12 protein-coding genes are annotated in these 12850 nt (G+C 44.2%); all 12 read right to left on the reverse strand.

What is annotated here, in order from left to right; genetic code table 11:
* Positions 1-53 precede the first annotated feature (53 nt).
* Positions 54-1247, reverse strand: a complete 1194-nt coding sequence (locus tag F887_RS06470) for a hypothetical protein (RefSeq protein WP_005295290.1) — start codon at positions 1245-1247, stop codon at positions 54-56.
* Positions 1248-1394: 147 nt separating this feature from the next.
* Positions 1395-3035, reverse strand: coding sequence for a thiamine pyrophosphate-binding protein (locus tag F887_RS06465; RefSeq protein ID WP_005295292.1), 1641 nt, complete (start codon positions 3033-3035; stop codon positions 1395-1397).
* A 38-nt stretch (positions 3036-3073) separates the two neighbouring features.
* The gene (locus F887_RS06460) at positions 3074-4540 is read right to left on the reverse strand and encodes an aldehyde dehydrogenase (RefSeq protein WP_005295293.1); all 1467 of its coding nucleotides are present in this window, start codon (positions 4538-4540) and stop codon (positions 3074-3076) included.
* A gap of 12 nt (positions 4541-4552) precedes the next feature.
* Positions 4553-5344 (reverse strand): aspartate dehydrogenase, encoded by a 792-nt coding sequence (locus F887_RS06455; protein WP_005295295.1) that lies wholly within the window; start codon positions 5342-5344, stop codon positions 4553-4555.
* Positions 5345-5353: 9 nt separating this feature from the next.
* On the reverse strand, positions 5354-6148 hold the full coding sequence (locus F887_RS06450; protein WP_005295297.1) for an SDR family oxidoreductase: 795 nt from the start codon (positions 6146-6148) through the stop codon (positions 5354-5356).
* A 22-nt stretch (positions 6149-6170) separates the two neighbouring features.
* Complete coding sequence (locus F887_RS06445; protein ID WP_005295299.1) at positions 6171-6986, reverse strand: alpha/beta fold hydrolase; 816 nt, start codon at positions 6984-6986, stop codon at positions 6171-6173.
* A gap of 33 nt (positions 6987-7019) precedes the next feature.
* Positions 7020-7541 carry a cupin domain-containing protein gene (locus F887_RS06440; protein WP_004652930.1) on the reverse strand — a complete coding sequence of 174 codons (522 nt, stop codon included), beginning with the start codon at positions 7539-7541 and terminating at the stop codon, positions 7020-7022.
* A gap of 34 nt (positions 7542-7575) precedes the next feature.
* Positions 7576-8799, reverse strand: a complete 1224-nt coding sequence (locus F887_RS06435) for an MFS transporter (protein ID WP_005295303.1) — start codon at positions 8797-8799, stop codon at positions 7576-7578.
* A gap of 40 nt (positions 8800-8839) precedes the next feature.
* Entirely contained in the window at positions 8840-10051 is a 1212-nt protein-coding gene (locus tag F887_RS06430; RefSeq protein WP_005295304.1) for an NAD(P)/FAD-dependent oxidoreductase, read from the reverse strand.
* Between the two features lie 27 nt (positions 10052-10078).
* Positions 10079-11011, reverse strand: a complete 933-nt coding sequence (locus F887_RS06425) for a VOC family protein (RefSeq protein WP_005295307.1) — start codon at positions 11009-11011, stop codon at positions 10079-10081.
* Between the two features lie 11 nt (positions 11012-11022).
* Positions 11023-11787, reverse strand: coding sequence for an SDR family oxidoreductase (locus F887_RS06420; RefSeq protein WP_005295311.1), 765 nt, complete (start codon positions 11785-11787; stop codon positions 11023-11025).
* Positions 11780-12847: an aromatic ring-hydroxylating oxygenase subunit alpha gene (locus F887_RS06415; RefSeq protein ID WP_005295314.1), complete on the reverse strand. Its 1068-nt coding sequence runs from the start codon at positions 12845-12847 to the stop codon at positions 11780-11782. The genes F887_RS06420 and F887_RS06415 overlap by 8 nt, the downstream gene beginning before the upstream one ends.
* Positions 12848-12850: the final 3 nt, after the last annotated feature.

Genomic DNA, 12850 nt, shown 5'->3' on the forward strand with positions numbered 1-12850 from the left:
AGAGCGAATCATCAACACGACTCGCTCCTTTTAGAAAAATACTGATTGGAAATTTAAAAACTAAATCCAATATTTAAATTAATGCGGTATAACCATTGATCACTATATGGGGACACCGTTGAGGTGAACCCCGTTGCATTCGATGCGCCACCAATAATGTTGGCGTTTTTGCCCCAGGTATAATCTGCCCAGACCATAAATGGCGAAGCAATAAACATCATCCCTGTGGTATTCATTTGTGAATCTGACCAATCATCACGTTTCTTGTCCATATAACTATAATCATTATAGAAACGAATGGCTTTGAGTTTGCCCATATCCTGTACAGGTAAGGTATAAGCCAAGTTTAAACTGGCCACTGTTGCTTCGGAAGCAATGAAATATGCAGGGGTAAAGCCATTATTCCCCATCAAGGTCATGTCATTATTCACCCCATCTGGATTTTTGGCATCATATTGATAATGAATCACAGAGCTTTGTAAATTAAAGCGTTTGTAATTATTATCGGTATGTAAACCAACCGCATAATACTGACCATTTTTATCAGTGGTTGTATTATGCAATTGCGCGATTGCACCTGATACACCAAATTCTTGCTTGCCAAACTCAGTTTCTAACTTACGGACAATACGGGTGTTAAATTGATGGCGCTTTTCATTTTGATAGGCTTTCTGGGTCGGAAATGCATTGTCCGTCAGATCATCATAAGTGGCACTTTCAGGCGAGTAACGTAGGCTGGTATCCAACATTTGTGGATAATAGCCGAGTTTCACATCCCAATCCTTGTTGTGAAAATTCCAGTTCAAACCGGGTGCAATGTTATTGCCATAGCCCAAGAAAAAAGGAATATGATAAGTCCAGCCATTTTGCGGATAAGGATAAATGGTGAATGGTTTATAGACAAAACCCGCTTCTATACTATTATTTTCATTGAGATTATAGCCAACATAAGCTTTCTCAATCGAACGTTTCTCTTGATCTTGAAATAAATAACTGGCATTGAAATAAGCATCATCAAATTTGCCTTTCAGATCGACCCTAAAAATATCAAAATAAAGTTTACCAAAACCTCCATTTGGCCCCTCCCAATTTTCATAGCGCTGGTTCAAGCGCACCACGCCACCCAATTTTACCGAATCCGTTCCATCTTCACTTTTCCATTCGAGGGCTGAGCTTTGCGCAAAAGCATGGGATGTCATACCCAAATAAAATGCGGCAAGCATCGCGACCATTGATGTCTTTTTCATATCTACTTCCTTTGCTTTCGTCCCAACGATCCTGTTGGTCTTGTTTTTGTTTTACCTATAAAACATAGTTTTTATCGCTTTGCAGGCAAAAAAATTTACCTGCAAAGCGTTCTTCACATCAGCACGGACTGCCAATGCTCAGTGGGATTAGTACAATTTCTTCTGTGGTGGACCCGCGAAGTTCAGTGGACCAATTGAATTCATATCCAGTTCAATCACGCTTGGTCCCTGAAAATCAACCGCTTCCTGAATCACCGTCTTGAATTCATCAGCACTGCCCACTTTCCAGCTTTTCACGCCCATTGCTTCACCGAGTACTTTATAGTCTGGGGTATGCAATTCATTGAAATACTGGCGACCACCGAAGTAATTCTTCTGGATACCACGCATCACGCCATAACCACCATCATTCATGATCATCAGCACCATATTGGTATTTTCTTGCGCCATGGTTGCAATTTCACCAATACCTAACATCAAACCGCCATCACCGACTAAACCAATGACTTTCTTGTCAGGATTGGCAATCGAAGCACCAATCGCAGTTGCTAGACCAAGACCAATAGCCCCTGCTAAAGAGTGAATGTTCTGATTCGGTGCTTGCACTGGGAATAAACGACTGCCCCAGGTACTACCTGACATCGTAATGTCTCGTACAAAAATGCCATCTTGCGGTAATGCAGCACGTAAGTGATCACAGATCAAGGCATATTGATCCAACTGCGTACGTAATGCCTCGATTGCGGCCTGTTTTGCCTTCACCACAGCTGCATCATATTCCGCATCGACTTTGGAGATACCTTGCAAGCCCGTCAATACGCGTTGCAACACATCTTTGGCATCGCCACAGATGAAGTTACGAACTTTGTAATTACGCTGTTGCGCGACAGGATTGGCATCGATTTGAATAATATTGTCAGAGAATTGCACTGAATAGGTCTTGGTTTCATTACTACGTAAACGTGAACCCACCACCACCAATAGATCAGCATCTTTAAGCAACTGCTCAACGCCAGCCGAGTTATGGAATGCGCCTAAACTACGTGGATGATCATCGGCCAATACGCCACGCGCATGTGTTGAGGACACCACAGGAATGCCGAGATCAGCGATGGCTTTGACTTCCGCGACACTATTCAACGTACCACCACCGATCCAGAACACTGGGCGTTTGGCTTTTTTCAGTTCTTCAACGATTAAGTCGACTTCGATCTGTTCAGCCTGAGGAAGTTCAAGTGCTTTTACTGGCCCTAAGTTCAGCGGCAAATCGATTTCTGCTGCTTGTACATCAATCGGTAACTCAACACTCACTGGCCCCATCGGTACTGTAGTGGCTACACGAATTGCTTCACGGATCACACCCACTGCATTGTCAGGGCTGGTAATACGAAATGCAGCTTTGCTCGATGCACGTAAGAAAGTCAGCTGATCTTTGGTTTCATGAATAAAGCTGGCATCACGATCCAAATATTCACGTTCAACTTGCCCGGTTAAATGCAATACGGGACTGCCTGCATTCATTGCTTCAATTAGTGAACCGACTGCATTACCTGCACCCGCGCCCGTACTGGTGAGCGCCACACCCAGTCCTTTAAAGCGTGAGTGACCATCTGCCATAGTGACCGCACCTGCTTCACCGCGAGCCGCTACAAACCGGATTTTTTCACGGCGACCAACTGCATCGGCAATCGGCAAGTTATGGATCGAGATCACGCCATAAATACTGTCTACTTGATGTGCTTCTAAAACACGGGCAATGGCTTCGCCAACATTTACACGTTCTGTCATTGGTATATTCCTCAAAAACTGTTCATTCCATGAATGTATTAATTCGCCCAAGGATTTGGCTGCTCGCTTAATCCCATATAGATGCTTTTTTGTTGCATGTAAGACAAAATGCCTAAACGACCTTTTTCACGCCCGATACCGCTTTCTTTAAAGCCACCAAATGGTGCAGAAATCGAGAATTTCTTATAGGTATTGATCCAAACTGTACCGACTTCCAAAGCACGGGCAATTTGCCATGCCTTACGATAGTTTTCAGTCCAGATGCCTGCGGCAAGGCCAAAACAACTGTCATTGGCTTGTGCAAGTAAATCTTGTTCATCGTCATATTTCATCACCACTAATACAGGGCCAAAAATCTCTTCCTGACAGGTTTGTGCTGAATTACTTAAGCCTGTAATAATCGTTGGTAAGTAATAGCTACCTTTGGCAAACTCACCTTCGGTTAAGGCATGACCACCCACAAGGACTTGCCCACCTTCTTGTTTCGCGAGCTGTACATAGTCATCGACAGAAGCCAAATGTTTCGGATTAATCAAAGACCCGAGATGTACGCCTGCAGTTTCAGGATGTCCAACACGCAAGCCTTTGGTAATTTCAACCAGACGACTGAGAAATTGATCATAGATACTGCTGTGTACAAACAGACGCGAACCTGCAATACAGGCTTGTCCAGCCGAACTGAAAATACCGTAAGCCACACCTTTTGCAGCCAATTCAATATCTGCATCTGGCAATACAATCGTTGGTGATTTTCCACCAAGCTCCAAAGAGGTTGTGATCAGTTTATCGGCAGCTAAATGTGCCAAATGACGACCAGTCGTGGTTCCACCCGTAAATGAAATCTTACGCACCAAAGGATGCTTTACGATTGCATCACCAATCACTGAACCGCGTCCGACCAATACACTGAGCAAACCTTTCGGTAAACCCGCTTCTTCAAAGATTTTTGCGAGTTCCAACGCAATCAAAGAAGTTACTTCTGCTGGTTTTAGAATCACTGCATTACCGCCAGCAAGCGCTGGTGCCAATTTCTGTACCTCACTGGCAATCGGTGAGTTCCACGGGGTAATTGCAGCGACTACGCCCACTGGTTCATGCACGCTCATGGTCATGAAATCTGCGGCACGTTGCGTGGTCAACTCATCGTTCAAGGTTTCGCAGGCTGCTGCCACATAACGCGCAGTTGCTGCCGCACTCATCGTCAAGGCACGGGTTTCAGCCAAGGGCTTGCCATTATCACGGGTTTGCAACTTTGAAAGCTCATCCACACGCGCTTCAATAATGTCGGCCACTTTATATAAAATACGGGCACGTTCATGCGGCATGCTGTTACGCCACTCGGCTTTACGCCAAGCCGCATCTGCCTTTTCAATGGCTTCATTGACATCATCCAAACTCGCCGTTGAGATTTCAGCATTCACCGATTGATCTGCTGGAAATAAACTTTGAATCGTAGCGCCTTTACCTAATCGCCATTCACCTGCGATATAAATTTCCTTTACCATGATCAAATCCTTTTAAATCTGAATTGCTTCAACACTATTGCGGCAAGCGCGAATCACACTTAATGCAGCCAAGGTTGAGGTTTTTGGATTACTCGCCAATGGCACACCCACCAGTTCAATGGTCATTTCACCAAATACACCTTCTGCCACGATGGTGTGCTTGTTTTTGTTGATACTCGGATCAACCGTCAGCTCAACCATAGTGTCATCCATGCCTAGTCCTGCCAGTGCAATCGTGGCTGCCACATTGGCATTGGCTGGAAACTTCAAGGCTGCTTCTCTGGCTGTACCACGGAAAAAAACTGTTGCTTCGCTGACCTGATCGAGGTCAACCAATTGTTCCGCATAGCTACCACGCCAACTTTTTGGACTTTTACAGCCCTTATAGGTGACTTTTTCCAAACCACCTTCTTTGGCCGCTGAGATCCCATCGATCCCAGCAATGGCACCTGCCAATAAATGTAGGTGCGCATCATGTTGTTCTGCGGTTGTTTTCAGTTGAATTAAAAATTCGTTATCCGCCAAAGTGCCCACTGAAATCAGGCCAATGGTCCAGCCTTTTTCCAAGACTTTTTGCGCGTGCTCTTTCACCGCAGCCTGTCCTGCCACTTCAATCACATAATCAGGTGTCCCCTGACATTGTTCGATTGAACTAATCACTTGCACATCAGCCGCAACCTGCGCCTGTACTTTTTCTACACTGCGTGCAGGGACCACAATCCATTTAAGTTGCAGGTCTTGTGGCATGTGGGCATACACTTCTGCCGCCATCGCTCCAAAACCAATCATCATCAACTGTTTCATGTGAACACCTTATAAATGTTTGTTAAATCCACCAGAGACATCGAGTGTCGAACCTGTGGTATAGGATGCCAAAGGCGATGCTAAAAACACCAAGGCACGCGCTGGCTCTTCTGGCTTGCCTAAACGTTGCATTGGAATGCCACGGTTTTTGGCAATGTTGCCTGTCCACTGTTCCCATGTTGCATTTGGATCAGAACGGGTTTCAAAACGGCGTTTCCACTGTGCGGATTCCACCATGCCCAAAAGAATTGAATTGACACGAACACCGTACTGGGTAAATTCATGCGCCAGAGAATGCGTCAGATTCAGCAATGCCGCACGCGCAGATGACGTTGCAATCATGTGCGGTTCAGGTTGAAGTGCTAACAAAGAATTCACATTGGTAATCGACCCGCATGCCGAATGTTTTAAATCATTTAAGAAAGCACGTACTGGATGTAATACACTGAAATACTTCAGTTCAATTTCTTTCATCCAGTCTTCGTCTTGGGTATTTTCAAAATTAGATACACGTCCTTGACCTGCGTTATTGATCAGCATGTCAACATTGCCTAGATTTTGATTGACCTGTTGTGCAAAGCGTTTTACATCTTCTTTGTCTAAGACATTACAGATACTGGTGAAAATGTGAGCATGCGGATATTTTTCTAAAATATACAGTTTTGATGCTGCCAAACGCTGCTCATCTCGACCACACCATGCCACCTTGGCACCTTCAGCAACTAAAATTTCGACTGCAGCCAAACCAATGCCTGACGAGCCACCTGTTACAACTGCTACTTTTCCTTCAACTTGGAAGCTCATATCCATATCTCTCGTTTAAGTCTTAATGTGCCGATAGAACAATGTCGTTAAACTGTTCAGGTTGATCGACATAACTCAGATGACCTGCATCTGTAATGAGATGACATCGGCTCAATTGCATTTCTACAGCAAGTTCCTTGATTGCTTGTGCAGACGTAATTCCATCCTTGTCGCCCGCAATCACCACACAAGGAACGCTAAGTCCTGTTAAATAATTTCGAATTTCGTCATAGGCCAACAAATAGGATGCTCGGGTAAAACCATCTAATGTCAGTTGCCCCATCACTTCACTGACCAAAGCCAGTGCCTGAGGTTCCTGTTTATAGATCAAATGCGGTCCACGACTGGCAGCCATGCCTGCATTGCCCAAGCTTTTCAACATATTCGGGCGTTTTTGATAGACCTGTGCTTTGGTTTCTTCGTCGGAACGTTGATAGCCTTGTGCCGCATTGGCAATCACTAAAGTCTGTACCCGTTCAGGATGAAGGTGGGCAAAGGCACTGGCCTGTAATGCGCCCAATGAATGACCAATTAAAATAGCTTTTGAAATGTTCAACGCATCCATCAAGCCCAATACACGTTCCGCATAATCGGTTGCATTAGGTTGATCTGTGGTTAAGCCATCCGATAAGCCATAACCTGGTGCATCCCAGGCAATAACATGAAAATGTTGACTGAGTGTCTCTAGCTGATTGATCCAAGAAGCTGAACCTGAACTAATTCCATGTAGCAAAATCAAGGGCTGACCTTGGCCTGCCTCACGATAGGCTTGCAGGTAACCATTTACAGCAACAGTTTTGACTGGATATTGGGCTAAGGTCTCAATCAGTGTCATCATGTCATTCCTTCAACGTTTATAAGATCAATCGGATTAACGTTTGATTTGAGACAACGGATGCTCAGGTGGATAATTCGGAATGGTTGGTTTACCAGCGCCCAACATCACACACATCAAGGCATCTTCCTGACCAGGATTGAACAGACCACGATAAATACCCGGTGGAATTGAAATCAGGTCACGTTCTTTCAGTCTGGTCTCGAATTTTTCACCGTTATGTTCAATGAACAGGTCAATCTCGCCACGTAACATGAAAAATACTTCTTCAACATCGTGATGAATATGCAAAGGCCCTTCACATTGCGCAGGTAAAACCATGGTTGAGAAGGTAAAGTTTTCAGCTGGAACCGTATTGCCATCATTGACCACACCTGTTGCGCCAGTGCCCATATAGCGCATTTGTGCACGACGATATTTCGGGTCGTAGTCCGCTTGGAACTTCAAAGCATCAAAATCATATTTACGTGTTTCAAAGCGTGCGATACGTGTATTCAACCAATCTTGTAAATTTGTACCTTCAGGTTGTGTCCATGATTCGAATTGTTGAGTAGTCATGTTTTAACTCCTAGGTTTTTGATAAATAGTTTGATTAATAACGTTTCAATAAAGGAAGCAAGAAGAATGATCCGATCACAGCGACGGCTGCCAAGAAGGTAATTCCTAAATTAAAACTGTGTGTTTGCATCACGATATAACCGATCAGAACAGGTGCAATTGCACTGGCAAAATTCCCCATCCCATTGAAAATTCCACCCGCAGTTGCACCAACATCGGCAGTTGTTACACGGGCAAGTAACGCGAATACTGCTGCGACACCGAAGCCCCAAGCCATTGCACTTAAAGACATCGCTGCGATCACTAAAATCGGATCAGTCATAATGACCATGACATACATAAAGATGCCTGCCACCAATAAACCGCTAAAGACTTGAATGGCACGGCGACCTAACTTGTCCGAAAGGAATGCGCCAATCACTTCACCAATCAACATGGCAATAAATGGAAAGCTTGAATAAACGCCAAACTCTTTCAGGTTAAAACCTTTATCCTGAATCAGATAAGACGGTACCCAACTGTTTAAGCCCCATAGATAGGTCATCAATGCAATATTGAAGATACAGACCAGCCAGAAAGCACGGTTCTGTAATAGCACTTTGGTGTTATGAATATGACCTTTGAAATTGACACGTTTGCTGGTCGATTCCAGTTCAATGGTTTTCTTGAGTTGTAAATTACGCAAGCCAAAAGCAATCGCAAGCAATGCAATTACGGTCAAACCAGCCATTACAAAGAATGTGGTGTGCCAATCATGCTTTGCTAAGACCGCAGCAGTAATTGGAAAACCCAAGAATGCACCAATCGGTGTTCCTAATAAAAACATGGTCGAAGCACGTGCTTGCTGATGATCAGTATAAGTTTGTTTCACGATGGCATAAGCCAATGCAAACAATGGTCCCTCAGCCAAGCCAAGCAAAACCCGCAAGATCAACATACCTGTATAATTTGTGGTAAATCCCATACAGAACATGAGCAACCCCCATGACGCGACGCTCCAAAACAGCATTTTCTTCGGATTAAAAATATCGCCCAAAAAGCTTAAAAACACCGAGGAGAATCCATAAGCCAACAAGAAGCTGGTCATGAGCCATCCGAGTTTTGCCTTGTCTTCTGCAATTCCCATCGCACCTTGAAAGTGCGGGTCAGCAAATAAAACCGCGATACTAATTTTGTCGAAAAATGCCAGAACGACACATACCATCAGGACAAAAGCAGGAACCCAATGCTTTAATCCACTTTTCTCTTCATTACTCATACTTCATTCCTTCGATTGAGTCATGAACCGGATCTAATGTTTATGGTTTTAATTTCATGACATTAAATTCAGGGTCTGCTAATAATTTTGGGTCTAACTCGGTATTGGACTGCATCCAACGCTTTGCCAGCTTGACCAGTTTAGAATCATTAATCGCAATCATGTTCAGCAAATGGTTTTGATCATCTAAATACAAATAACTGGATTGATCATCTGCGCTTTTGCGAACCACAATCTGCTCGGTTTTTTCCGGTTGATAAGTGCCTAATATCTGAATATTGAAGTGATACTGATCTGACCATAACCATGGAATATCGGTATATTCAGTCTCTATTCCCAACATCGATTTTGCTGCGGCAATCGCCTGATTCTGTGCATTGGCCCATGACTGGATGCAATACCCCAAACCTGGATGAATGGCAACATCACCTGCGGCATAAATATCTTGGTCAGAGGTTTGACCAAAGCCATTCACCACAATGCCATCTTTTACATCTAGGCCAGCATTGGCACCAAGCTCTTTGGCAATATCCGCACCTGCACCCACAACCACACAATCAAACAGCTCACTCGCATTTGGATGATTCACCACTTCAACTTTTTGCTGACCCGCTTCAATCAAATGCAAATTTTTACTATCTAAATGAATCTGTGTCCCTTGTTGCTCATGCATGCTTTTTAGAAAAGCAGATACATCAGGGCTAACACTACGTGCACAAAGACGATCGCCATATTCAAAAATATGAACTTCTTTGCCTTGTTTACGCGCTGTCGCTGCAATTTCAAGACCGATCCAGCCACCACCAATCACTGCTAACTTTTGCGAATGCTGCAATATCTCGGTTAAACGCTCACAATCTTGAACATTACGTAAAGTCATGACATTGGGAATAAACTGCCAGGTATTCACAGGAACACGGGCACGACTACCTGTTGCGATCAACAATTTGTCGTAAGGTAAAACCTGACCGCTTTCCAGAACCACTTGCTTCTGCTGGCGATCAACCTGAGTGGCAACCGCTGGCTTATGCCACTGAATGTTAAAGTCCTGTACCTGCTCTGGAGAAAACAGATGCAAGCTTTCATAAGTTGCTTCTTTTGAAAGCACCTGTTTTGACAATGGTGGGCGTTCGTAAAACACACGGTCTTCATTTGAGACCACATGAATTTCACCTGAATATCCATTTTGACGCAAAGTACTAACTGCCCAACCTGCGGCTTGTCCTGCACCCACGATTACGATTCTTTCCATAGCTTAATCTCCCTGCTAAATCAGTACTTATGCAGGTTTGACTTGACGACGAGTATGATCATCCAAACCGCCTTCAATCGCCCACTCCGTAAAGAGTTCTAGACGATGTTCTTCGATACGTGGCTGCCATTCTTCTGTCAAAAAGTCATCATTGGTATAGTATTCAAATGCGCCACCAAGTGGTGAGTTGACATACCAAAAATAAGCTGAAGAAATTGGATGACGTCCTGGACCAATAAAGGTTGACCAATCAGAACGGTTCATGTGCAATCCACCGCCAATCACTTCATGAATATCACGAACCACGAATGCCACGTGATTGAGACCTGCTGGTTTATTCGGAACAGAAAGTAAGAATAAATCATGGTGAAAACCTTGGCCTCGACAGCGTAAGAATGCACCACGGTTACGATAAGCGTCTGACAGATGAAAACTGAGCTTCTCACGATAGAAATTTTCAGTTGTTTCTAAATCTGGGGTAAAAAACACCACATGACCAATCGCAACAGGTTGTCCTTTTTCATATACAGGACTTGCTGCATTGACCCGTTGCACATTGCCATACTGGTTAATGCCTTCTGTTTTTAATGCAGGCAACTCTTGTGTAAAGCTTTTCTGGAAGCGAATGGTCATGCCATTCGGATCTATGCATTGCACCATATCAGCACTGGCTTGATAACCTTCTACATCATTTAAGCGAAGTGCAAGCTGAGCCAAATCATGGGCTGCATCATCCAAACCCCAAGTCACTTCACGTAGGGTTGAACCTGATTCAATTGCTTTAGGTAAGCGAATATCATCACAATCAAATAAATAGATCTTGCTACCATTTTGGGTTTGGTAAAGATCTGCCCCTTCAATATCCGACTGGCTTTGCTTTAGACCGAAATCTGCCAAAAACTTATTCGAAGCAGCTCTGTCCTCAACGCCAAATTTTAAAATCTCAATCCCTGTAATCATGAGATTACTCCTTAATTAAAGACAAAACCGCCATTTACCGGAATGTTTTGCCCAGTCACAAACGAGGACAAATCTGACAATAAATAAAGGGCTGTTCCGTTCAAATCCTGTGGTAATTGCTGACGTTGAATCGCACGACCATTGACATATAAATCGTGACGTTCTTGCGGCACATAGGCTGTTGCTTCAACCAGAGTCAACCCAGGTGAAAGCGTATTGATACAGATATTGAATGGTCCAAGTTCTCTTGCCATCGAACGCGTCATTGCAGTCAAGGCACCTTTGCTTGCCACATAGGCCATCAAATTCGGTGCACCCCATAAAGCAGTATCTGATGCCACATTAATGATTTTGCCTGCACTAGACTGCTTGAGATAAGGCACCGCAGTCTTAGTCACTAGCCAAGTACCTTTCACATTAATATTCATGACACGATCCCAAAGATCCGCATCATAGTCCATCATGCTCTTACCACCCACATTGGTTGCAAGCGCAGCACAATTGACCAATCCATCTATACCGCCCATGCTTTCAGCTGCTTGCTGTACTGCTTGCTGGATCGAGTCTGCATTTGCCAAATCAATGCTCACAGCATCAACCTTTAAACCCTGTGTTCGCAAAGCTGTTGCTTCGCTTTGCACAAGATCGGTTAGGATATCGGCCATGACCACATGAGCACCTGCTTCAGCAATGGCCTGAGCAAAGTCCCGTCCCAAGCCTCTCGCTGCACCTGTGACAAAGACTTTCTTGTCCTGCAACAATGCGACGTTAACCATGAACTTCTTCCTGCATTTCAATACGGTTTGACGTATTTAATGCAGCAATTTTCTTTAACTGCTTTTCCGCTTCTTTTTTCATGAGGCGGCGTAAACGAGATAAACCAACATCATGTTGATAGAGAAATTCATGGCGACGTGCATTGGGTGCAAGATTTTCTAAAATAATGCGATCCTGCTCCAATACATCCCAGTGCAATTTTTCTAAATGATTACGGTAAAGGAAACGCCAAACATTACGTTGCCAACCACCGACTTTACGACAGCGCCAGAAGAACACACGGGTATTTTTTTCATCAATTGGTGTTGCATAGCCAACAATCCAAAACTCACCACCTGGTCCAAAATCTTTACGATATGGAATCGAAAGACGTAACCAGCTTGCGCCTGTATTGGCATATTCAACCCAGTCAAAATTCACTCCGACTTGACCTTCTTTTTCAAAAATAAAACCATGTTCAGTCGAACGATGTTTCATTTCCGCAGTACGATCACCCTCTGCCATTGAATGTGAAGTGCAATGCAAATAGCTGCCATGCATTGGGTCCATCACATTATCAATTGCATATTGATGATTCACTTCCCAATCTGCCTGACATAGGAATGAACTCCACTCCTCACTCGCCAACTGCTCTGGAAAATCCAGTGGCTTCGGCGCTTCTTTGGCATCGATGCCAAACCACATGAAAATTGCACCATGTTGTTCAATCACAGGATAGCTTTTTACACAGGTCGTACCTTTCATTGGGCAATCATGTACCGCAGGCACATCCTCCACCACACCATCATGGCGAACTTCGACACCGTGATACCAGCAAGCAACTCGATTACCCAGATTCCAACCTAGAGAAAGACGTGCGCCACGATGCGGACAGCGATCTTCCAAAGCATGAATTTGACCTTCGGCATCACGCCATACTACGATATTTTCGCCCAAACGAGTGATGCCGACAGGATTGGCTGCAACTTCCCAGCTTGCTAAAACGGGGTGCCACTGATCACGTAAACCCAGATCCAAATACTCTTCTACAGTTGGCGTAACTGATACTGCTGCGTTCATAAC

Source organism: Acinetobacter sp. NIPH 2100 (assembly GCF_000369805.1).
Lineage (GTDB): Bacteria > Pseudomonadota > Gammaproteobacteria > Pseudomonadales > Moraxellaceae > Acinetobacter.